The following is a 22,324-nucleotide window of genomic DNA, read 5'->3' as shown; positions in this document are numbered from 1 at the left end:
CTGCGGCTTGACGCCTCGATGCTATAGAGGGCAATCTCTCGGTGCAATGTAAATATTGCGCTCGGTGCAATGTGCTTCGGGTGCCATGGGGGAGTGAGCGATGGACGACTATCGCGTGATTGCCGAGGAACTCGCGGCGGAGATCGCCGCCGGCCGCCTCCGCCCGGGGGACCGGCTGCCGCCGCTGCGCCGGTTCGCCCGTGACCGGCGCATCGCGAGCTCGACCGCGGCCCGGGTGTACCGGGAATTGAGCCGACGCGGGCTGACGGTGGGCGAGGTCGGCCGCGGCACCTTCGTCCGCACCGCCGCGCCCGCCACCGAGCCCGCCCTGGCCGAGCCGGGCGAGGCCCGGGTCGACCTGGAGCTGAACTTCCCCGTACTGCCCGGCCAGCCCGCGCTGCTCGCCAAGAGCCTGGGGCATCTGCTGCGCCCCGACGCCCTGGCCGGCGCGCTCCGCCCGGTGGGGGCCGTCGGCACGGACGTGGCCCGTCAGGCCGCGGCCGCGCATCTCGCCCGTGGTGACTGGGCCCCCGATCCCCGCCAGCTGCTCTTCGCGGGCAACGGCCGGCAGGCGGTGGCCGCCGCGATCGCCGCGCTGGTCCCGGCCGGTGAGCGGCTCGGCGTCGAAGCGCTCACCTACCCCGTCGTGAAGGGCATCGCGGCCCGCCTCGGCGTCACGCTCGTCCCCCTCGCCATGGACGAGCACGGCCCGACCCCCGAGGCGCTGCGCACCGCCCCTCCGCTGCGCGCCGTCTACGTCCAGCCCGCCCTCCACAACCCGCTGGGCCACACCATGCCGGCCGGTCGGCGTACGGAACTCGCGGAAATCTTGCGGGAGTTGGACCTCTACGCCATCGAGGACGCGATCTACGGGTTCCTCCGCCACGACCTGTCCCCGCTGGCCGCCCTCGCACCGGAGCGCACGGTGGTCATCGACAGTCTGTCCAAGCGGCTCGCGCCCGGACTGTCACTGGGATTCCTCACGGTGCCCGACGGCGCCACACAGGACTTCGCAACCGCCCTCAGGACGGGCACCTGGACCGCCTCCCGCTTCGCACTCGACGCGGCCACCCGCTGGATGGCCGACGGCACCGCGGCGGCCGTCGAGGAGGAGAAGCGCGCCGATGCCGCGGCACGTCAGCGGATCGCCGCCGAACGGCTCGCCGGCTTCCGGGTCCGGGCCGATCCACAGGCGTATCACTGCTGGTGGGAACTGCCGGACCCCTGGCGGGCCGACACCTTCGTCGCCGCCGCCGCGCGCCACGGGATCGCCGTCACCCCGTCCGGAGCGTTCGCCATCGGCCCGGGCCACGCCCCCAACGCCGTACGTCTGGCGCTCGCCTCGCCGCCCCTCGACGTCCTGGCCGGGGCGCTCGACGTCCTGGCCGGGCTGGCGCAGGGGGCGCCGGAGGACACCGGGGCGGAGTGAGGGGGCGCCGGGCCGGGCGGGCGGCGGCTCAGGTGCCGCTCATCAGGTGCCGCTCATCAGGTGTCCGAGACCGGTGCGCAGTTCCGCCGTGTTCATCACGGGCTGCAGCGAGACCTTCGCGTGCAGATCCATGAAGAACGATTCGAGGAGCGTCGGCATCTGCGACGACTCCGTCATCTCGAAGTAGAAGTAGGCGGTGCGTTCACCGTCGTCGAGGGTGAAGTAGGCCGCCTCCGGCTGCAGGGCGGCGATGGCCGTCTCCATGATCTTCGGCAGACTGCCGTTCTGGATCACTTCGTTGCCTGTCTCGGTCGGTATCCGGGCCGTCAGAACCATCCTCATCTGGCTCACTCCTCGCGTGGAGGGCGTGGGGCGGGTGGAGCGCGGCGGCGAACCGGGAGCCCGGGTGCTCGGCGCCTCCTCGGGAAGCTCCGGTGCACCGCTTGTGCGTGTCTGTCCCTGTCTGTTCTCAGGATCTCATGGCCGGGGTGCCGGGGTCAGGTCCGTCCCCGGGGTGCGGACGCGCATCGGAGCCGGTCAGCAGATGCTCGGGGCGGCCGCTGGGCGGGACCTCCTCGGCCGGCGGCACCGGGCCCGGCGGGGTGCCGTCACCGAACGGCCGGCCGCCCAACTCCTCGCGGTGGTGCGGTGTCAGCCAGCCGGAGAGGTCCGGACCGTCCGGGACGATTCCGGTCGGGTTGATGCCTGTGTGTACCCGGTAGTAGTGCTGCTTGATGTGGTGGAAGTCGACGGTGTCGCCGAAGCCGGGCGTCTGGAAGAGGTCCTTGGCGTAGGCCCACAGCACCGGGTCCTCGGCCAGCTTGAACCGGTTGCACTTGAAGTGCCCGTGGTAGACGGCGTCGAAGCGGACCAGCGTGGTGAACAGCCGGATGTCGGCCTCCGTGAGGGTGTCACCGACGAGGTAGCGGCGGTCATGGAGGCGCTCGGACAGCAGGTCCAGGCGCCGGAACAGATCGCGGAAGGCGGCGTCGTACTCGCTCTGCCCGGTGGCGAAACCGGCCCGGTACACGCCGTTGTTGACGTCCCGGTAGACGCCCGCCATGACGATGTCGATCTCCTCGCGCAGCGGCTCCGGATACAGATCGGGCGCGCCGGGCCGGTGCAGCGCCCTCCACTCCGTCGCGAAGTCCAGGGTGATCTGCTGGAAGTCGTTGGTGACGAGCTGCCCGCTGGGCACGTCGACGAGGGCGGGGACGCTGACCCCGCCGGGGTAGTCCCTCTCGCGGGCGTCGTAGGCCTCGCTGAGGAAGCGGATGCCGAGTACGGGGTCGCGGCCGCCCGGATCCAGGGTGAAGCGCCAGCTGCGGTCGTCCTGGATCGGGTCGGTGAGGGCGAGCGAGACCGCCTCCTCCAGGCCGAGCAGCCGTCGTGAGATGACGGCGCGGCTCGCCCAGGGGCAGGCGCGGCTGACCACCAGCCGGTAGCGGCCGGCCTCGACCGGCCAGCCGTCGCGGCCGTCCGCCGTGACGCGGTCCGCGAAGTGGCTCCTGGACCGCTTGAAGGGCTTCCTGCCGTACGCGACATTGCCGTCGGTGGCGGCGTCGGTGGCGGCGTCCGAGGTGCCGCCCGTGGTGCCGCCGTTGTTGCCGGCATCGGGGTGGGGCATCACCGACTCCTTCCGTCTGCGGTTGCTCCGGGTCCTCAGGGCGAGCCTTCCCTGACGGGGGCGGGTTTTCCCCCGCGTCAGCCGCCCGGCGCACGGCCGCGGCCGGGCCACGGGAGGCCCGGCTCAGCCGAGGTGGGTGAGGTCGGGGCGCAGCCGGTGCCAGATCGGCTGCCGCAGCCGGCCGGCCGAGGTCCAGCCGGTGAGCGTGATCTCGGCGACGAGCCGGGGCTCTGCCCAGCGCACCCCCGCCAACTCCACCGGGTTGAGGAACGGGGACCGGTCGAGCCGGATCACGTCCAGGTACCGGGCCAGCTCATGGCGCTCCCGGTCGGACAGCCCCGAGCCGACCGAACCGACATAGCGCAGCCCCGCGGGTTCCGCCACGCCCGCCAGGACGGAACCGGGGAGTCCGGCCAGCCCGCCATGGCCTTCCGTCCAGCCTCCGATGATCACGTCGAGGGTCAGCAGATGCTTGGTCTTGCGCCACTCGGGTGACCGCACACCCGGCAGATAAGCCGAGGTCAGCCGCTTTGCCACCACCCCTTCCAGACCGGCCTGCAGCGAGGCGTCCCACGCCTGCTGCCCATGGCCCTCCACATATCCGGGCGCCGACCAGTTCGGGCCGCGCAGCCCCAGCCCGGACAGCAGGGACCGGCGCTCGTAATACGGCGACCCGAGCAGCGAGCCGTCCAGATACATCAGGTCGAAGAGGACGAGGTGTACGGGGTACTCCATGGCCAGCCGGGCCGTACGGCGCGGGTTCACCACACCCATCCGGCGCTGCAGCAGCCCGAAGTCGGGCCGTCCGCGCGCGTCCAGCACCACCACCTCACCGTCGAGCACCGCGGTCCGGCCCCGCAGCTGCTCACCCAGCGGCGCCAGCTCCGGGTAGGTGCCGGTCGCGTCGTTGCCCGCCCGGGTCACCAGCCGGATCGTGCCGTCGCCGGAGGTGTTGACGATGCAGCGCGCACCGTCCCATTTGGCCTCGAACGCCCAGGCCGCCTCCTCGTTCCCGGCAGGCAGCGGGCCGACCGTGGCCAGCATCGGCCGGATCACGGGGTAGGAGGCCGAGCCACGCTCGGCGGACGGGGCCATGGTTCGATGATCGGGCGATCCGGGGGCGTTCGCAGATCGGCATGCGGGCGGGCGATACGGGGACGTTCGCAGACCGGCACGCGGCCGGGCGAGGCGGTCCCTCCCGGGTGCTCAGCCGCCCCCGCCCGGACGTGCCCCGCTCCGAGGGGCGTCCCCGCGCGGCGGTCCCTCCGCGGGCAGCTGTTCCTCGCCCTCCGTACGGACATGCGGCAGGATCCGGTCCAGCCACCGGGGCGTCCACCAGGCCGCCGGGCCCAGCAGCGTCATCACCGCGGGGACCAGCAGCAGTCTGACCACGGTGGCGTCGATCAGTACGCTCACGGCCAGCCCGAGGCCCAGCATCTTCACCACGATGTTGTCGCTGATGATGAACGCGGCGAACACGCTCACCATGATCAGTGCGGCGCAGGTGATCACCCGGGCGGTGATCTCCAGGGCGTGCGCCACGCTCGCCTTCGCGTCGGCGGTGCGCAGCCATGCCTCGTGCACCCGCGACAGCAGGAAGATCTCGTAGTCCATGCTCAGCCCGAAGACGATCGCGAACATCATCATCGGCACATAGCTCTCGATCGGCACCGTGCCCGAGACCCCGAGCGCCGGCCCGCCCCAGCCCCACTGGAAGACCGCCACCACCACCCCGTACGAGGCGGCGATCGACAGGACGTTGAGCACCGCCGCCTTCACCGCGACCAGCACGCCCCGGAAGACGGCCAGGATGATGACGAAGGCGAGCGCGACGACCACGGCGATGATCAGCGGAAGCCGGCTGGAGACGATGTCCAGGAAGTCCACCTGGCCGGCGGTCGTACCGGTCACATAGCCGTGCGCGTCGGTCCCCTTCACGGCCTCCGGCAGCAGATCGTGCTTGAGCCGGTTGACCAGATCCGTGGTGTCCGCGTTCTGCGGGGCCTGGGTGGAGTAGGCGGTCCCGGTCAGCACCGCGCCGTCCGGGGTGGCCTTCAGCGGGGTGATGAAGGCCGCGCCCGGGACATCCGTGAGCACCTTCCGTGCCTGTGTCGCCAGCATCGGGCGGTCCGCCTGCGGGACAGCGGACTCGTCGATGACGAGGGTCAGCGGGCCGTTGGAGCCGGGGCCGAACGCCGAGGACATCAGGTCGAAGGCGCGCCGGTCGGTGAACGACTTCGGGTCCGCGCCGTCGCCGATGTGCCCCAGCTGGATGGAGAAGACGGGGATGGCGAGCACGACCACGATGACCACCCCACCGGCCAGATACCACCACGGGCGGCGCTCCACCCGCTGTGCGTACCGGTGCCAGGTGCCCTGCGCCGCCTCACCCGGTCCGGCGTCCGTCTCGGCGATCGGGCGGCGGACCCGGAGCCGGTCGATCCGGCGGCCGATCAGCCCGAGCAGCGCCGGTACGAGGGTGAGCGCGCCGAGCACCGCCGAGACCACGGTGATGGCGGCCGCCACACCCAGCTTGCCGATGAAGGAGACGCCCGAGACCCACAGCCCCATCAGCGCGATGATGACCGTGCAGCCGGACACCAGCACCGCCCGGCCGCTGGTCGCCACGGCCCGCCCCGCCCCGGTGACCGGATCCGCACCGTCCATGAGGTTCTGCCGGTGCCGGGTGATCAGGAAGAGCGCATAGTCGATGCCGACGCCGAGGCCGATCATCGTGGCCAGGGTGGGGGAGACGGTGGCGAAGACGAAGACGGCGGCGATCAGCCCCAGACACGCCAGCCCGCACAGGGCGCCGATCAGCGCGGTCAACAGCGGCACACCGGCGGCCAGGACACTTCCGAAGCCGACCAGCAGCACCAGGATCGCCACCCCGAAGCCGATCACCTCACTGGTCCGGTCGTCGGGCTCGGGCCGGGCCAGCTCGCCCAGCGGCCCGCCGTACTCCACCTCCACACCCGCGGAACGCAGCGGCCGCACGGCCGAGTCGACCCCGTGCAGATAGTCCGGCTTCAGAGTGGACGGCTGCACACTGAACCGCACCGTGATGTACGCGGTCCGGCCGTCGGTGGACAGCGGGCCGACGTCGGGCGTCCCCGGCGGCGGTTTGGCGGGCGGTGCGCCGGGCGACGGCAGCGGGTTCTGCGCGGACAGCACATCCGGCAGCTTGCCGAGAGCGGTGACGGCGCCGTCGATCTCGTCGCGGAAGTCCGTCAGCGGCTCGGCCGCGTCATGCAGCACGACCTGGCTGCTGTAGCCCCCGGCCTTCGGCTCGTGCTCCTGGAGCACCTCGCGGCCCCGCGTCGACTGGACCCCGGGCAGCGCGAAGTCGTCGGAGTACTCCCCGCCGTACGTACGCTGCAGGAACTGCAGCCCCGCCAGGGCGACCAGCCACAGCACCAGGACGACGACGAAGTGCCGGGCACACCACTCGCCGGTCCTGCGCAGCAGCCCCTTGTCGCCGGACGCGCCGAGTGCGGCTGCCCCGCTCGGATTCCTCGGCAACGACATAGCTGCTCCCGATGCGGGCCGGCGCTCCTGGCACATACGGACAGGCAGCAGTCAACGCCGGTTCCGCCGCCGCGGCATGCCCACCGGGGAATACGGGTGTCGGCCGAACGGGTGCGTCACCGGCGTCAAGCGCCGGTGGGGAGCGCTTCCTTGCGGAACACCAGCAGATAGCGCCAGAAGAGCAGCCGGCGGATCCGGCACCCGGGGAGCAGCGCGGCGGCCTCCCGGCGGATGCGGGGCAGCGGCATGCCCGGCGGTGCGACGGGTGGTTTCACCGGAGCCGTACCGGAGGGACGGAGCCTCTCCGAGGCGCCGACGGCGAGCCTGATCCCCGCATTCACCGGCGCGGCAGCCAGCCCCCAGCCCCAGTCGGCCGGTGACTTCTCCTGATAGCAGCCCAGGACGACCAGCACTCCGCCCGGTGCGAGGGCCTTGCGCAGCGCGGTGACCGTGTCGAACGGCATGTGATGGAGGCTCGCCAGGCAGGAGATGAACCCGTAGTGCCCGTCGGGCAGTTCCAGCTCGGTGATGTCCGCGTGCTCATAGCGGGGCAGTCCGCCCCCGTCCGCGACTTCCCCGTCCGCGGCCCGGGCCTGTGAGAGGACTTCGGCCGACGGATCGACCGCATGGACATCGAGCCCCAGCCCGGCCAGCCGGCGCGCGAACCGGCCGGTCCCGCACCCGACGTCGAGGGCGGTGCGGCAGCCGCGCGGCAGGTGCCGTAACAGCAGACGGTGGTAGTGGTCGTTGTGGTCGAAAGGCATCCACCGAACCTAGGGCGTGCACGCAAAGTCCCGCCAGGATCATCCGCCCACGCCGGCTCCCCTGCGGCTCCTTACGATTCCTTACGATCACTTGTGGCACGGCACGAGGTAAGGACCGATCTGTTGATGAACCATTCCTGGGCGCCTGTTGAGCTCGGTATGTCCCTTGGGTGTTCCGGCTGTTGCCGTGGAACGTGTGCCGGGGCGGGGGGTGCCCGATGAGCCGGGCGGTGCTGGTGACCGGGGCGTCGCGGGGGATCGGGCGGGCGGTGGCCGAGATCTTCGCCGCGCACGGGGACCGGGTCGCGCTGCATTACGCGTCGCGGCGGGCGGCCGCGGAGGAGGCGTTCGCGGGGCTGGCGGGGAGCGGGCATGTGCTGGTGCAGGGGGATGTGAGTACGCCCGAGGGCGCGGCGGCGCTGGTCGACGCGGCCGTGGACGGGCTGGGCGGCGTCGATGTGCTCGTCAACAACGCGGCCGCGAACGTGGCGCACCCCCTGGACCGCACCTCGTTCGAGGACTGGCAGCACGCCTGGCGGCAGGTCGTGGACGTGAATCTGCTGGGGGCGGCGCACGTCAGCTACTGCGCGGCGCGGAACATGATCGAGCGGGAGGTGGAGGGGCGGATCGTCAACATCGGGTCGCGGGGCGCGTTCCGCGGTGAACCGGATCACCCGGCGTACGGCGCGTCCAAGGCGGCGCTGCATGCGATGGGCCAGTCGCTGGCGGTCCACCTGGCGCCCTACGGCATCGGTGTGGCCTCCGTGGCTCCGGGATTCGTGGCGACCGAGCGGGTCGCGGACCGTCTCACGGAGGACGTACAGCAGCAGAGCCCGTTCGGCCGGGTCGCCGCCCCCCGGGACGTGGCGTCCGCCGTCCACTACCTCGCCTCGCCCGAGGCGCTCTGGTCCTCCGGGGCGGTGCTGGACGTCAACGGGGCGTCGCATCTGCGCTGAGAACGGGGAAGCCCCGGCCGAACGGGGGAATTCGGCCGGGGCGGTTTCGGGGGGCGCGGGCGGCGACGGCGGTGGCCTCCGGGCCTGCTGCCGAGCGGCTGTGGGCCGGCTTCCCGGAGAGGGCCGTGCGGCACCCTCGGGACGGCACCCGCTTCCAATTGAACGATAAACCATTGGGTCGGTTTTCGGCCACCTGGTGACCGCTCTCACCCGTGACCGGCCCCGCCGCCCCGCGCGGGCCCCTCGTCAGGGCTCGATACGGATCGGCCGATAACCGTCGTCCAGCAGCCGCGGCAGATACCAGTCCAGTGCCTCGACGGTCTGGCTGCGCTCGCCGCCCCCGTCGTGCGACAGCACGATCGCCCCGGGGTGCATCTCGTCCAGGACGGTGTAGGCGATGGTCTCCGCGCCGGGGACGGTCCAGTCCTGCGAGTCGACCGCCCAGCCGACGGGGGACATGCCCAGGGCGTTGCAGATGCTCAGCGAGGTCTCGTCCCAGTCGCCGTACGGGGCGCGGGCGAGGTCGGGAGCGGTGCCGAGGACGTCCTCGATCAGGTCGCTGGTGCGGCCGAGTTCGCTGCGGACGAGGCCCGGCGGCAGCGTGGTGAGCTGCGGATGGGTCCAGGTGTGGTTGGCGACGGCATGGCCGTCGTCGGCGAGGGCGCGCAGCAGGTCGGGGAACTCCAGGGCGTTCTCGCCGATGACGAAGAACGTGGCGCGGGTGTCGTGGCGGCGCAGGATCCGCAGGATCTCGGGGGTGTGGGCGGGGTGCGGCCCGTCGTCGAAGGTGAGGAAGATTTCCCGGCGGTCGGTGGACAGACGGAAGGCGACATCGGGGTGCGGGGGTGAGGCGCCCGGCCCGGAGCGGGAGGTCTCGCCGGCCATCGGGCGGAGCCGGAACGGGCCCGGGGCGCTCGCCGGGCCGGCGTACTCGGCAGGCAGCGGCGGCCCGGCCGAGGTGGCAGGTGGCTGCGTCGGACGGGTCGGGGCCGACGGCCGCGGACCGGTCTCCGGAGCGCCGCCGTCGGAGGAGAACAGGACCCGGGCGGCGGAGAGCGCACCGACCACGACCGCGGCCTGCAGGAACTTCCGCCGGGTGTGCGTATGCCTATCGGAGTCCACCCCTCACGTGCTCTCACGCGGCCTTCGGCGGGACGGGAGCGACACCGGGGCGGGCGGGTTCCGTACCCGATCGGCCCGCACCCGCGGGCCGCCCCGGCAGCCGCCGCCGGAGGGCGCCGGAGCACCGGCCGCGATGCGGCGCGGGCCCGCGAGCCTCCCTCTCCCGCTGCCGGGCGGCCCATAGCTTGTCCGCCTATGAGCCAATTCTTCAGGCCGAAGCGGATGATGGTGGGCCGTCCGCTGGACAGTGCGCGGCTCGGTGAGACGCTGCTGCCGAAGCGACTGGCGCTACCGATCTTCTGCAGTGACCCGCTGTCCTCGGTCGCCTATGCCACCGAGGAAATCCTGCTGGTCGTCGGCCTCGGCGGGATCGCGCTGCTCCACCTGACCTGGTACGCCGCGGCCGCCATCGTGCTCGTGCTGGTCGTGGTCGTGGCGTCCTACCGGCAGACCTGTTACGCCTATCCCAGCGGCGGCGGGGCGTACCGCGTCAGCGCCCAGAACCTCGGGCGGAGCGCGGCGCTCACCGCGGCCAGCGCGCTGCTGGTGGACTATGTGCTGACCGTCGCGGTGTCCGTCGTCTCCGGCGTCGCCGCGATCACCTCCGCGATCCCGTCCCTCGGCGGCCATGACGTGGCGCTGTCCGTCGGGTTCGTGGCACTGCTGGCCCTGATGAATCTGCGCGGGGTACGGGAATCGGGCCGGGTCTTCGCCGTCCCCACCTATGGATTCGTCTTCTTCATCTACCTGATGTTCGCGTTCGCGGCCGTACGGATGGCCACCGGCGCGCACATCCGCGCCGAGTCCGCCGACCTGCCGCTGCACGCCGTCTCGCCCTACACGGGGCTGGCGCTGGTCCTGCTGGGGATGCGCGCCTTCGCCTCCGGCTGCACCGCGCTGACCGGTGTCGAGGCGATCAGCAACGGAGTGCCCGCCTTCCGCCGGCCGAAGAGCCGCAATGCCGCCACCACCCTGCTGGTCATGGGGTTCTTCTCGGTCACCATGTTCGGCGGGATCACGATTCTGGCCATGCTCTACGACGTGCATGTCGCGGTGCAGCCCACCGAACTCGGGCTGCCGCCGGGCACCCCGACCTCCACCGCGCTCGCCCAGATCGCCCGGGCCACCTTCGGCGACCTCGACACGCTCTTCTACCTGCTGCAGGCGTTCACGGCCGGGGTGCTGATCCTCGCCGCCAACACCGCCTTCAACGGCTTCCCGATGCTGGCGTCGATCCTCGCCGAGGACGGGTTCGTGCCCCGGCAGCTGCACAACCGCGGGGACCGGCTGGTCTTCTCCAACGGCATCATCCTGCTCGCGCTGGCCGCGATCGGGCTGATCATCCTGTTCGACGCGGAGCTCACCCGCCTCATCCAGCTCTACATCATCGGCGTCTTCGTCTCCTTCACGCTCTCCCAGACGGGCATGGTCCGGCACTGGCGGACCGTCCTCGCCGCGCCGGGGCTGCCGTCACGGGAGCGGGCGCGGCACCGGCGCTCCCAGGCGATCAACGCGGTCGGCGCGGTGCTCACCGGGGTGGTCCTGATCATCGTCCTGATCACCAAATTCCTGCACGGCGCCTGGATCGTGGTGATCGCCATGCCGCTGCTGTTCCTGGGGATGCGCGCGATCCACCAGCACTACGGGCGCCTCGAACGGGAGTTGGCGGTCGCCCCCGGCGCGCGGCCCTGGGAACCGGCCGGGAACCATGTGCGGGTGCTGGTCAACTCCCTGCACGCGCCGACCCTCAAGGCCCTCGGCTATGCCCGCGCGATGCGTCCCACCTCGCTGGAGGCGCTGACCGTCGCGGTCGAGCCCGGCGATGTGCGGGAGCTGCGCGCGCAGTGGGACGCCCATGACATCGACGTACCGCTCCAGGCGCTCAGCTCGCCCTACCGGGACTTCACCGGGCCGGTGATCGACTACATCCTGGATGTCTGTGCGCGGTATCCGGGCGGCGCCGTCACGGTCGTCATCCCCGAATACGTCGTCGGACGCTGGTGGGAGCAGCCGCTGCACAACCAGAGCGCACTGCGGCTGAAGGCCCGGCTGCTGTTCACGCCGGGCGTGACGGTGGTCAACGTGCCCTATCGGCTCCCGTCCGGCAAGGAGCCGGGGGAGACGTAGGGGGAGGCGTAGAGGGAGGGCCCGGGGCCGCACGGGCCGTGGGCCGGCGCGACGCCCTCGGCTGGCGGGCCGGATCACCGCCACCCCGCCGGGCTCAGGCCGCCGCCCGGTGCCCCTTCGGCTCCGCGGCCGTGAGCGCGGCCTTGGTGACATCCGCGACCAGCTCCACGACATCGGGCCCGTACGCCTGCGAGTTGACCACCTTCAGCAGCAGACAGAACTGGCCATCGGTGCCGTGCTTCCGGGTCAGCCGGGCCCGGTTGCGGACGAGATGCCGGACCGCGGCCCGGTGGGTGACCGGGCGCTGGCCGGCCGCCAGGAACACCGGGCGGTCGCCCTCTCCGGCGGTCAGCCGGGCCAGCAGGACATATTCGACGGCGCCGGGCTCCATCCGGTACGTCGAGCCGCCGATCGTGAAGGTGCCGCGGCCCGCGCCGGACTCGTCACCGGGGTGCACCGCGACACCCGGCAGCAGATTCGCCAGATGGGCCGCCAGCCGGCGGTGCGCGGTCGGGTCGCCGACGCAGAACTCGGTGCGCGCCCCGAAGCCCTGGAGACCGGTGTCGTGCGGGGCGACCTCGGGGTGCGCACCGCAGTTCTCGATCACCGCGGCCAGTCCCAGCAGCGCCAGCGCGTCATGGCGCGGGATGCTCCAGTGGGCCGAGGAGCTGTCCCGGTGGGTGACCAGGACGCACTCCGAACCGCCCGGCAGCCCGAAGAAGCCTTGCTCACGGGTCAGCTTCCGGCGGGCCACCGCGGATTGCACGGCCCAGCCGGCGGCCAGCCCCACGATCAGGGCCGCGGCCGCCACGGTCAGGAGCAGCAGGGTGTCGTCCATGGGCGGGGAGCGTAGCGGCATTCCGGGTGGGTGTTCGAGGGCGGGGCGGGCGGCTGGGACGGCTTGTCCCGGTCCGTACGGGCATACCTGATCCGTACGGAAACGGGCAGCTGATCCCGGCCGCCACCAGGGGCCCGTGCCCGAAATGCCCTCTGTCGGCGCGCTGTTGCCGCGAGTAGGCTCCGGGCCCCTGCCGCCCCCGTGCACCCTCTTGGAGGAAACCCCGGTATGACCAGAGCCCGACGCCTCACCGTCCTGGGAGCAGTGGCCGCGCTGGCCGGCTCCTTGGTGGTGGTCCCGGCCGCCGCCGGATCCGCCGCCCCCGGGCGGCCCGCCCCCGTGGACCGGGACCGCGCCACCACCGTCACACCGGAGAAGACCCCGGTCGCCGTCGGCCACGGCGGGGCCGTCTCCAGCGTCGACCCGGATGCCTCGGCCGCCGGTATCTCGGTGCTCAAGAAGGGCGGCAACGCCGTCGACGCCGCGGTCGCCACCGCCGCCGCGCTCGGCGTCACCGAGCCCTACTCCGCGGGCATCGGGGGCGGCGGCTACTTCGTCTCCTACGACGCCCGGTCCAGGACCGTACGCACCCTCGACGGCCGGGAGACCGCCCCGCGCTCCGCCGGCAAGGACCTCTTCCTGGAGAACGGCACCCCGCTCCCGTTCGACGACGTCGTCACCAGCGGGCTGAGCGTCGGCACCCCGGGCACCGCCGCCACCTGGGACACCGCCCTGCGCAAATGGGGCAGCCGGTCCCTGCACCAGGTCCTGCGCCCCGCACAGCGGCTGGCCGCGGACGGCTTCACGGTCGACGAGACCTTCCGCCGGCAGACCGCGGACAACGAGGCGCGCTTCCGCGACTTCCCGGCGTCCGCCCGCCTCTACCTGCCCGGCGGCAAGCTCCCGGTGGTCGGCTCCACGATGAAGAACCCCGATCTTGCCCGTACGTACCGGGAGTTGGCGACGAAGGGCGTCGGCGCGCTCTACGACGGGGCGCTCGGCCGGGACATCGTCCGCACCGTCCGCAAGCCGCCGGTGCGCGCCGGCTCCCCGCGCACGGTACGGCCCGGCGATCTGACCGCGGGCGATCTGCGGGCCTACCGGGTCCTGAGCCAGGCGCCGACCCACACCGGCTACCGCGGGCTCGACGTCTACGGCATGGCGCCGTCCTCCTCCGGCGGCACCAGCGTCGCCGAGGCGCTCAACATCCTGGAGAAGAGTGAGGTCTCCCGGCTGAGCGAGAAGCAGTACCTGCACCGCTTCATCGAGGCGGCCCGGATCGCCTTCGCCGACCGTGGCCGCTGGGTCGGCGACCCGGCGCAGGAGGACGTCCCGACCAAGGGCCTGACCTCCCAGCGGTTCGCCGATGCCCGCGCCTGCCTCATCCACGACAACAAGGCGCTGACCAGCCCGCTCGCGCCCGGCGACCCGCGCCACCCCGAGCGCTGCGGTACGGGCGGACGGGCCGCGCCGACGACGTACGAGGGGGAGAACACCACCCATCTGACCGTCGCCGACAAGTGGGGCAATGTCGTCGCCTACACCCTGACCATCGAGCAGACCGGCGGCAGCGGCATCGTCGTCCCGCACCGTGGCTTCCTGCTCAACAACGAGCTCACCGACTTCTCCTTCGCGCCCGCCAGCGCCTCCGTGCATGACCCGAACCTGCCCGGGCCCGGCAAGCGGCCGCGCTCGTCGATGTCGCCGACGATCGTGCTGCGGCACGGCCGGCCGGTGGTGGCGCTCGGCTCGCCCGGCGGCGCGACCATCATCACCACCGTGCTGCAGACCCTGGTCAACCACCTCGACCGCGGAATGCCGCTGGTCGACGCCATCGCCGCACCGCGTGCCAGCCAGCGCAACGCGGCCCGGACCGAGCTCGAACCCGGCCTGTGGAACAGCCCGCTCCGCCGGCAACTCGAAGCGATCGGACATGCCTTCAAGGAGAACCCCGAGATCGGCGCGACGACCGGCGTCCAGCGACTGCCGGACGGCCGCTGGCTGGCCGCGGCCGAAAAGGTACGGCGCGGCGGCGGCTCGGCGAGGGTCGTGCACCGGTCGTAACGCCCGCGGCGCGGGAGCCGGATGTCACACCGCCGACACGGACGGACCGCTGTGTGCCGTCCGTGTGTCGTCGATGTTCCGCTCCGCGCGGCGTCGTTGATGGTCATGGCGGTGGCGATTAGCCTCCTGGGACCGTTCGTTCGAATGAGCGGTCCCAGGGAGGGCACGCAGCGTGAGCGTTGACGAGAGCCAGGACAGCGAGACCGGGCAGGTCCCGGCCCGGCACATCGGTGCCACGGCGGGCGAGTTGGAGGGCCTCGCCGAGCAGGCACGGGCGCTCGCCGAGGGCCGGGTGACCTCGACCGCGCTGGTACGGCGGTCGCTGGAGCGCATCGAGGCCACCCAGGGCACCGTCAACGCCTTCCGGCGGGTACGGGCCGAGGCGGCGATGGCGGAGGCCGCGGAGGCGGACCGCAGGCTGGCGGCCGGGGAGCGGCTGCCGCTGCTCGGGGTGCCGGTCGCGGTCAAGGACGACACCGATGTGGCGGGCGAGCCGACCGCGTTCGGCTGCGCCGGAGAGTTCCCGCCCAAGGAGCGCGACGCCGAGGTCGTCCGGCGGCTGCGCGCGGCCGGCGCCATCATCGTCGGCAAGACCAACGCCTGCGAGCTGGGGCAGTGGCCGTTCACCGAGGGCCCGGCCTTCGGCAACACCTGCAACCCGTGGAACCTCGCCCACACCCCGGGCGGCTCGTCCGGAGGTTCGGCCGCCGCGGTCGCGGCCGGGCTGGTCCCCGCCGCCCTCGGCACCGACGGCGCCGGCTCGGTCCGTATCCCCGCCGCCTGGTCCCATCTCGTCGGCATCAAACCCCAGCGCGGCCGCATCTCCACCTGGCCGGACCCCGAGGCCTTCCAGGGGATCACCGGTATCGGACCGCTGGCCCGTACGGTCGAGGACGCGGCGCTGCTGCTGGACGTGGCCAGCGGCAACCACGACGGCGATCTGCACCGGCCGCCCGCCATCGCGGCCCGCGAGGCCGCCGGCCGCGACCCGGGACGGCTGCGGATCGCGCTGTCCTGGAAGGCGGCCTTCACCTTCACGCCCAAGCCGCTGCACCCCGACGTCCGGGCCGCGGTGACCGGTGTGGCCCGTACGCTGGCCCGCCTCGGGCACTTCGTCGAGGAGGCGGAGCCGGACTACGGGCTGGTCGGGCTGGCCTTCGTGCCGCGTGCCACGGCCGGGGTGGGGGAGTGGGCGGACCGGGTCCCCGACCGCTCGCTCCTGGACCGCCGGACGCGGGAGGCGGCCCGGATGGGGCGGCTGCTCGGCGGGCCCGTCCTGCGCCGGGCGCGCGCCGCCGAGAAGCGCCAACAGCGGCGGATCGGCGCGCTGTTCGGCCCCTACGACGTGCTGCTGACGCCGACCACGGCCACTCCGCCGCCGCGGATCGGCACCCTCGCCAAGCTCAGCGGCTGGCGTACGGATCAGGCCATGATCGCCGCCTGCCCGTACGCCTGGCCGTGGAATGTCCTCGGCTGGCCGGGGGTGAGCGTCCCCGCCGGGTTCAGCACGGACGGTCTGCCGCTGGGCGCCCAGCTGCTCGGCCCGGCCCACGGCGAGCCGCAGCTGATCTCGCTGGCCGCCCAGCTGCAGGACGATCTGCGCTGGCACGAGCGGCGCCCGGCCGGCCATCCGGTGCCGTACGACGGGGTCCGGCCCTGAGGTGCGGGGGCGGTCGGCCCTGAGCTGCGGGGCGTCCGTCTCTGAGCCGCGACGGCACCGTCCCTGAGTCGCGGGGCGGACGGCCCCTGAGCTGCGGAGACATCCGCCCCTGAGCCGCCAGGGCGGACGGCCATGAGCCGCCGGGGCCGACGGCCAGGGCCTCAGCCGAGGAGGGTGAGGACCTCCTCGGTCGTGCCGGTCTCGCCCAGCTGCGGGAAGATCCGCTCCAGGCTGTTGCGGTGCGCGTCGGCGTCCAGGTCGGTCATCGCGTCGGTGGCGAGGGTGACGTGGTAGCCGTGCTCGTACGCGGCGCGGGCGGTGGACTCCACACCGATGCTGGTGGCGATGCCGCCGAGGACGAGCTGGGTCACGCCGCGGCGGCGCAGCTCCCGGTCCAGGTCCGTGCCGTGGAAGGCGCCCCACGTCTGCTTGGTGACGGTGAGGTCGCCGGGCCGCCGGCCGAGCTCGGGCACCAGCTCCGCCCAGTCGGCGGGCGGCTCGCCGGCGGGCCGCGCGGACTCGGTACGGCCGGGGGCGCCGCCCGTGACGTTCACCAGGACGACGGGCAGGCCGCGCACCCGGAACGCGGCGGCCAGCCGCGCGCCGCGCTCGATGACCTCGGCGGCCGGCAGGGGCGCGGTGGGCAGACCCGCGATGCCCTTTTGCAGGTCGATCAGTACCAGGGCGGTCGTGGCGTCGAGGGTGGTGACGGGCATGTGGGGCTCCTAGTGGGGTGGTGACGGGGGATCAGGGAGGGTGCGGGTGCGGCCGGAGTGGCGCTCCGGCCGGAGCGGCGCCCCGGGCATCGATGGCCGGATTCAGCCGCCGGTCCGGGGCGCTTCGGTCCCGGGCTCGCCGGTCCGGGACTCGCCGCTCCGGGGCGGGCCGGTCTTCCGGGGCTCGCTGTTCCGGGGGACGCCGTTCCGCAAGCTGCGGTCGGCGAGGGTCAGGGCGAGCAGCAGCAGACCGAGCACGACGCCGGTCACGGCGATCGCATGCAGCCCGGAGTCCGAGGCGCGCGCCCCGTACAGCAACCCGATGAGGCCGGCCGCGGTGATCGCGCCGAGGTACTGGGCGGTGCGCTGCAGTCCGGCGGCCGCGCCCACGCCGTCGACCGGGGCCTGGTCGTAGACGGCGGCCTGGTTGCCGGTGGCGGCCAGCCCCTGCGGGATGCCGAAGAGCGCCCCGGCGCACAGCAGCGCGACCAGCGGGCTGCTGCCCCGCAGCAGGAGGAGGGCCGCGCTGCCCAGGGCGAGACAGACAGCGGCCACGGTCAGCGGCGCGCGGATGCCCTTCGTCCGGGCGCCCGCGAGCGAGCAGCACGCCGCCGCGCCGGACATCGGCAGCAAGATCAGACCGGCGTGGAACGACGAGAAGCCGTGCGCCTCTTCCAGCCACTGGCTGAAGCCGTAGAGCACGCAGTAGATGACGAGATAGGCCAGCCCGTGCCGGAGGTAGGTGCGGACCAGCGCGCCGTTTCGGGCAAGCATCCGCAGATCGAGGAACGGCGCCGGATGGCGCAGCTGCCACCACACCAGGACGCCCGCCAGCCCGCCGGCCGCCACCGGCAGCGGCCACCGCGGGTCCTGGAGGCCCAGCAGGAAGAACATCGCGCAGGTCAGCGTCGCGGCGAAGAGCACCATGCCCAACGGGTCGGACGAACCGGCGGGGGCGCTCTTCGCCCGTCCGCCACCCGCCTCCTTCGGATCGGCCGGAAGCCAGGCGAGTGCGCCGAGCAGGGTGAGCAGCCCCAGCGGGATGTTGACGGCGAACACCGCGCGCCAGCCCGCGGTCGCGGCGAGCAGTCCGCCGAGGGTGGGGCCGAGGGCCGCGCTGCCCAGCGCGGCGAGCGAGAGCCGCCCGAGTACGGAGCGGGGCGTGGGCCGGCCCACCCGTCGCGATTCGCTGCGCAGCAGCGCCATCGCCGCGGGGTAGGCGGCCGCGGTGCCGATCCCGAGCACGACCCGCGAGACGATCAGCAGCGTGAAGCCCGGCGCGAGCGCCCCGAGGAGGCCCGCCGCGCAGACCGTCAGCGCACCGGCGGCGAACACCCGGCGGGGGCCGATGCGGTCGGCGAGCCGCCCCAGCGCCGGCTGGCCCACCGCGCTGGACAGATACATCGCGGAGACGAGCCAGGCGGTGCCGGCCGGGCCGACGTGGAAGTCCTGGCCGATGGCCACCAGGGCGGTGGCGATCATCGTCGAGTTGAGGGGGTTGAGCAGCGAGCCGAGCAGCAGCGGTGTCATCAGCCGGGCGCCGAACGGGCGGCCGGAGGCGTCGGATGCACCGGGAGCGGCGGTCCGGCCGGTCCCGCGCGCGGTGGCGACCGCCGGGGAAGCGGCCGCCTGCGGTGCGGCACCCTCCCGCTCCGGCTCGGCGGCGTTCATTCCGGCATCAGCCGCCGCATCAGCTCGGTGGCCGCCGCCAGGGTCCGCCGCTCCTCCGCGGTCAGCCGCTCGGCGATGGCCACCGCCAGCCAGTTGTGTTTGGCCTGCCGGACGAGGGCGAGCATCCGCCGGCCCTCCTCGGTGAGGGAGAAGACGACCTGGCGGCCGTCCGTCGGATGCGGGCTGCGGACCAGGATGCCGCGCTCCTCCAGCGCCCCGACGGTCAGCCGCATGGACTGCGGACGGACCAGCTCGGCGCGGGCCAGCGCGGCAATGGTGGCCTCGCCCCCGGTGTCGATCCGGCCGATCACCGCCCGCTGGGTCGCGGTGAGCTCTCCCTGCGGTGAGGCGGCGCGCAGCTGCCGCATGAGCAGGGAGACGGTGGCGCTCAGCTCCGTCGCGAGACGTTCGTGGTCCTTTTCGGGCATACCGCCAGCGTAGGAGAATGACAGGTAAACTTGCAAGTTTGCCTGTTGAGCTGGACCGGGTCCCCGGGCCGCGCCACGCGAGAGATGGTCTTGCCACGGTGCGTGACGGGGCCTACGGTCACCTCCACACGCGTAGATCCCGCGCGGGCTGCAGGGCTGAACGCATCGACAAAGGAGCAGCTCATGGCCGATGTTGTGCGTGCCGCACTGGTCCAGGCGACCTGGACCGGCGACACCGAATCGATGATCGCGAAGCATGAGGAGTACGCCAGAGCGGCGGCCGCGCAGGGCGCGAAGGTGATCGGCTTCCAGGAAGTCTTCAACGCTCCGTACTTCTGTCAGGTCCAGGAGCCCGAGCACTACCGCTGGGCCGAGCCGGTGCCCGACGGCCCGACCGTCCGGCGGATGCAGGACCTGGCCCGCGAGACCGGCATGGTCATCGTCGTCCCCGTCTTCGAGGTCGAACAGTCCGGCTTCTACTACAACACCGCGGCCGTCATCGACGCCGACGGCACGTTCCTGGGCGCCTATCGCAAGCACCACATCCCGCAGGTCAAGGGCTTCTGGGAGAAGTACTACTTCAAGCCGGGGAACGCCGGCTGGCCGGTCTTCGACACCGCCGTCGGCAAGGTCGGCGTCTACATCTGCTACGACCGTCACTTCCCCGAAGGCTGGCGGCAGTTGGGCCTCAATGGCGCCCAGCTGGTCTACAACCCCTCCGCCACCTCCCGCGGCCTGTCGGCCTACCTCTGGCAGCTGGAGCAGCCCGCGGCCGCGGTCGCCAACGAGTACTTCATCGCGGCGATCAACCGGGTCGGCGTCGAGGAGTACGGCGACAACGACTTCTACGGCACCAGCTACTTCGTCGACCCCCGGGGACAGTTCGTCGGCGACGTCGCCAGCGACTCCAAGGAGGAACTGGTCATCCGGGACCTGGACTTCGCCCTCATCGACGAGGTCCGCCAGCAGTGGGCCTTCTACCGCGACCGCCGCCCCGACGCGTACGACGGACTGGTGCAGCCGTGACCCATGACCCCGCGGGCCTGCACGCCCGCCACCAGGCCGTCCTGCCCTCCTGGCTCAGCCTCTACTACGAGCGGCCCCTCGAACTCACCCATGGCGAGGGCCGCCACGTCTGGGACGCCGAGGGCAACCGCTATCTCGACTTCTTCGGCGGCATCCTCACCACCATGACGGCGCATGCGCTGCCCGAGGTGACCAAGGCCGTCAGCGACCAGGCCGGCCGCATCATCCACACCTCGACGCTCTACCTCTCCCGGCCCATGGTCGACCTGGCGGAGCGGATCGCGGCGCTCTCCGGCATCCCCGACGCCCGGGTCTTCTTCACCACCTCCGGTACGGAGGCTAATGACGCGGCCCTGCTGCTGGCCACCACGCACCGCCGCTCCAATCAGATCCTGGCGATGCGCAACAGCTACCACGGCCGGTCCTTCTCCACCGTCGGCATCACCGGCAACCAGAGCTGGTCGCCCACCAGCCTCTCGCCCCTGCAGACGCTGTATGTCCACGGCGGGGTGCGCAGCCGCGGCCCGTACGCGGAGCTCAGCGACGGTGCGTACATCGCGGCCTGCGTCGACGACCTGGAGGACATGCTCCAGCAGACCGCGGGCGGGGTCGCCGCGCTGATCGCCGAACCGGTCCAGGGCGTCGGCGGATTCACCATGCCGCCGGACGGTCTCTACGCCGCGTTCCGCGAGGTGCTCGCCCGGCACGGCATCCTCTGGATCAGCGACGAGGTGCAGACCGGCTGGGGCCGTACCGGCGACCACTTCTGGGGCTGGCAGGCGCACGCCGACAACGGTCCGCCCGACATGCTGACCTTCGCCAAGGGCATCGGCAACGGCATGTCCATCGGCGGGGTGGTGGCCCGGGCCGAGGTGATGAACTCGCTCTCCGCGAACTCCATTTCCACCTTCGGCGGCAGCCCGGTCACCATGGCCGCGGGCCTGGCCAACCTCGGCTACCTCCTCGAACACGACCTCCAGGGCAACGCCCGGCGGGTCGGCGGTCTGCTCATCGAGCGGCTGCGGGCGGTCGCGGCGGGCCTCGATCTCGTACGGGAAGTGCGCGGCCGCGGCCTGATGATCGGCATCGAACTGGTCCGCCCGGGCACCGACGAGCGCTCGCCGGAGGCCGCCTCCCTGGTCCTGGAGGCTGCCCGCGAGCGCGGTCTGCTGATCGGCAAGGGCGGCCAGGGCGGCGCCTCGCTGCGGATCGCGCCCCCGATGACGCTGACCGTCGCCGAGGCGGAAGAGGGCGCGGATCTGCTGGCGGACGCACTGCGGACGGCACAGGGGCGGCTGGCGGCCCCGGCATAAGGAACACGGCGGGGGCGGGGGCTTCACCGGGCGCGAAGCCTCCCGCCTGCCCACTGCCGACGTCCGTGGGGGGAACAGGGTATGCGGTGCCGGACGACACGGGCCCGGCCGGACCGCGCAGGGCAAGCCCCGGCCCCGGAAGGCCTCATGCGGTCCCGGAAGGTCTTATGCGGCCCCGGCGGCCTCGCGCACCGTGTCGGCCACCAGGGTGAAGAAGCGCGTGTGGGCGCGCCGGCTGCACGGGGCCTCCGGGTTCCACGGCAGCAGCCGGGACCGGGCCTCGATCGCGCGCCAGTGGGCGTCGGACCGGAGTTGTTCGGGCCGGGCGGCGTTGGCCCGTACGTCCATCAGCACGATGTCCGGCTCCATCGCCGCGGCGTCCGCCCAGCCGACGGTGGACCAGTTCACCCCGGCCCCCGCGGCCGGCTGCAGCAGTCCCACGCCGTGTTCGGTCAGCGCCCGCAGATCCGGCCAGGAGCTGGGCCGGGCCAGATGCACCCGCTCCGGGCCCGCGGGCGACAGTGCCAGCACCCGCGGCCGTACCGCCCCGCCGGTCGCCTGCCGCAGGGTGTCCTCCGCGGCGTCCAACTCCCGTGCGCGGACGAGGGGTTCGCCCTGGCCGAGCGAGCCGGCGAGCGCCGCGAACCGTTCGCGCACCTCGGCCAGGCTCCGGCCGGGGCCCACCGCGACGGTGGCGACCGGGACATGAGCCTCCAGCTCCAGGGCGGTCTTCGGCTCCAGCCCGTAGACCTGCTCGCCGTCATAGGTCACGGCCACCACGAGGTCCGGGCGCGCCTCCAGCAGGGTGTCCGGGTGCAGCGCGCCGCCCGAACCGAGGTAGGGGATCTCCGCGAGCGGCAGCTCACCGCCCTTGGCGGGATCGGGGGCGGCGCCGTCGTGCTGGGACCCGAAGAGCCCCACGGGGCGTATGCCGTGGTCCCACAGCGTCGCCCCCGCCTGTATGTACGTCACGATCCGAAGCGGCCGGTCACCGGCCACCGCCAGGCGCCCCCGGTCGTCGGAGAACTCCCACGGTGTGCTCTGTTCCATGAACC

18 protein-coding genes are annotated in these 22,324 nt (G+C 72.9%); 7 read left to right on the top strand and 11 right to left on the bottom strand.

Annotated elements, in window-relative coordinates; all coding sequences use genetic code 11:
- Nucleotides 1-100: 100 nt before the first annotated feature.
- On the top strand, nucleotides 101-1,429 hold the full coding sequence (locus STRNI_RS07935) for an aminotransferase-like domain-containing protein (RefSeq protein ID WP_277410811.1): 1,329 nt from the start codon (nucleotides 101-103) through the stop codon (nucleotides 1,427-1,429).
- A gap of 42 nt (nucleotides 1,430-1,471) precedes the next feature.
- On the opposite strand, the gene STRNI_RS07930 is transcribed toward STRNI_RS07935, so the two are convergent.
- The 5 genes from STRNI_RS07930 to STRNI_RS07910 form a co-directional block, all read right to left on the bottom strand.
- On the bottom strand, nucleotides 1,472-1,771 hold the full coding sequence (locus STRNI_RS07930) for a hypothetical protein (protein WP_026169769.1): 300 nt from the start codon (nucleotides 1,769-1,771) through the stop codon (nucleotides 1,472-1,474).
- Nucleotides 1,772-1,898: 127 nt separating this feature from the next.
- Complete coding sequence (locus STRNI_RS07925; protein ID WP_277410810.1) at nucleotides 1,899-3,056, bottom strand: glutathione S-transferase family protein; 1,158 nt, start codon at nucleotides 3,054-3,056, stop codon at nucleotides 1,899-1,901.
- Nucleotides 3,057-3,179: 123 nt separating this feature from the next.
- Nucleotides 3,180-4,151 carry a non-homologous end-joining DNA ligase gene (gene ligD, locus STRNI_RS07920; RefSeq protein ID WP_277410809.1) on the bottom strand — a complete coding sequence of 324 codons (972 nt, stop codon included), beginning with the start codon at nucleotides 4,149-4,151 and terminating at the stop codon, nucleotides 3,180-3,182.
- 111 nt (nucleotides 4,152-4,262) lie between these two features.
- On the bottom strand, nucleotides 4,263-6,584 hold the full coding sequence (locus tag STRNI_RS07915; protein ID WP_277410808.1) for an MMPL family transporter: 2,322 nt from the start codon (nucleotides 6,582-6,584) through the stop codon (nucleotides 4,263-4,265).
- A gap of 125 nt (nucleotides 6,585-6,709) precedes the next feature.
- Nucleotides 6,710-7,348, bottom strand: a complete 639-nt coding sequence (locus STRNI_RS07910; protein WP_277410807.1) for a class I SAM-dependent methyltransferase — start codon at nucleotides 7,346-7,348, stop codon at nucleotides 6,710-6,712.
- A gap of 218 nt (nucleotides 7,349-7,566) precedes the next feature.
- On the opposite strand from STRNI_RS07910, the gene STRNI_RS07905 reads away from it, so the two are divergent.
- Nucleotides 7,567-8,304, top strand: coding sequence for an SDR family NAD(P)-dependent oxidoreductase (locus STRNI_RS07905; protein ID WP_026169770.1), 738 nt, complete (start codon nucleotides 7,567-7,569; stop codon nucleotides 8,302-8,304).
- Nucleotides 8,305-8,550: 246 nt separating this feature from the next.
- Here STRNI_RS07905 and STRNI_RS07900 read toward each other — a convergent pair whose 3' ends face one another.
- Nucleotides 8,551-9,426 (bottom strand): polysaccharide deacetylase family protein, encoded by an 876-nt coding sequence (locus STRNI_RS07900; RefSeq protein WP_277410806.1) that lies wholly within the window; start codon nucleotides 9,424-9,426, stop codon nucleotides 8,551-8,553.
- 195 nt (nucleotides 9,427-9,621) lie between these two features.
- On the opposite strand from STRNI_RS07900, the gene STRNI_RS07895 reads away from it, so the two are divergent.
- Nucleotides 9,622-11,553 (top strand): APC family permease, encoded by a 1,932-nt coding sequence (locus tag STRNI_RS07895; RefSeq protein WP_277410805.1) that lies wholly within the window; start codon nucleotides 9,622-9,624, stop codon nucleotides 11,551-11,553.
- A gap of 94 nt (nucleotides 11,554-11,647) precedes the next feature.
- On the opposite strand, the gene STRNI_RS07890 is transcribed toward STRNI_RS07895, so the two are convergent.
- A complete protein-coding gene (locus STRNI_RS07890) occupies nucleotides 11,648-12,391 on the bottom strand; it encodes a hypothetical protein (RefSeq protein ID WP_266444542.1) in 744 nt (247 codons plus the stop codon).
- A gap of 228 nt (nucleotides 12,392-12,619) precedes the next feature.
- Between STRNI_RS07890 and ggt the strand changes: the two genes are divergently transcribed.
- A complete protein-coding gene (gene ggt / locus STRNI_RS07885) occupies nucleotides 12,620-14,455 on the top strand; it encodes a gamma-glutamyltransferase (protein WP_266444545.1) in 1,836 nt (611 codons plus the stop codon).
- Between the two features lie 172 nt (nucleotides 14,456-14,627).
- The gene (locus STRNI_RS07880) at nucleotides 14,628-16,115 is read left to right on the top strand and encodes an amidase (protein WP_018090427.1); all 1,488 of its coding nucleotides are present in this window, start codon (nucleotides 14,628-14,630) and stop codon (nucleotides 16,113-16,115) included.
- A 161-nt stretch (nucleotides 16,116-16,276) separates the two neighbouring features.
- On the opposite strand, the gene STRNI_RS07875 is transcribed toward STRNI_RS07880, so the two are convergent.
- The 3 genes from STRNI_RS07875 to STRNI_RS07865 all read right to left on the bottom strand — a co-directional run bounded on the left by STRNI_RS07875 (nucleotide 16,277) and on the right by STRNI_RS07865 (nucleotide 18,930).
- On the bottom strand, nucleotides 16,277-16,831 hold the full coding sequence (locus STRNI_RS07875; RefSeq protein ID WP_277410804.1) for an isochorismatase family protein: 555 nt from the start codon (nucleotides 16,829-16,831) through the stop codon (nucleotides 16,277-16,279).
- 102 nt (nucleotides 16,832-16,933) lie between these two features.
- Nucleotides 16,934-18,502: an MFS transporter gene (locus STRNI_RS07870; protein ID WP_277410803.1), complete on the bottom strand. Its 1,569-nt coding sequence runs from the start codon at nucleotides 18,500-18,502 to the stop codon at nucleotides 16,934-16,936.
- Nucleotides 18,499-18,930: a MarR family winged helix-turn-helix transcriptional regulator gene (locus STRNI_RS07865; RefSeq protein ID WP_277410802.1), complete on the bottom strand. Its 432-nt coding sequence runs from the start codon at nucleotides 18,928-18,930 to the stop codon at nucleotides 18,499-18,501. The genes STRNI_RS07870 and STRNI_RS07865 overlap by 4 nt, the downstream gene beginning before the upstream one ends.
- A gap of 183 nt (nucleotides 18,931-19,113) precedes the next feature.
- Here STRNI_RS07865 and STRNI_RS07860 point away from each other — a divergent pair, with 183 nt between their 5' ends.
- Both STRNI_RS07860 and STRNI_RS07855 read left to right on the top strand, forming a co-directional pair.
- Nucleotides 19,114-19,956: a nitrilase-related carbon-nitrogen hydrolase gene (locus STRNI_RS07860; RefSeq protein WP_018090430.1), complete on the top strand. Its 843-nt coding sequence runs from the start codon at nucleotides 19,114-19,116 to the stop codon at nucleotides 19,954-19,956.
- The gene (locus STRNI_RS07855; RefSeq protein WP_018090431.1) at nucleotides 19,953-21,269 is read left to right on the top strand and encodes an aspartate aminotransferase family protein; all 1,317 of its coding nucleotides are present in this window, start codon (nucleotides 19,953-19,955) and stop codon (nucleotides 21,267-21,269) included. Before STRNI_RS07860 ends, STRNI_RS07855 begins: the two co-directional genes overlap by 4 nt.
- A gap of 165 nt (nucleotides 21,270-21,434) precedes the next feature.
- Here STRNI_RS07855 and STRNI_RS07850 read toward each other — a convergent pair whose 3' ends face one another.
- Entirely contained in the window at nucleotides 21,435-22,319 is an 885-nt protein-coding gene (locus tag STRNI_RS07850) for an ABC transporter substrate-binding protein (protein ID WP_159485230.1), read from the bottom strand.
- Between the last annotated feature and the right edge of the window lie 5 nt (nucleotides 22,320-22,324).

Origin of the sequence: Streptomyces nigrescens (assembly GCF_027626975.1) — a bacterium.
GTDB classification, from domain to species: Bacteria; Actinomycetota; Actinomycetes; order Streptomycetales; family Streptomycetaceae; genus Streptomyces; species Streptomyces nigrescens.
Note: the sequence above shows the minus strand (reverse complement) of the source record. Positions and strands in the feature narration are given on the sequence as shown.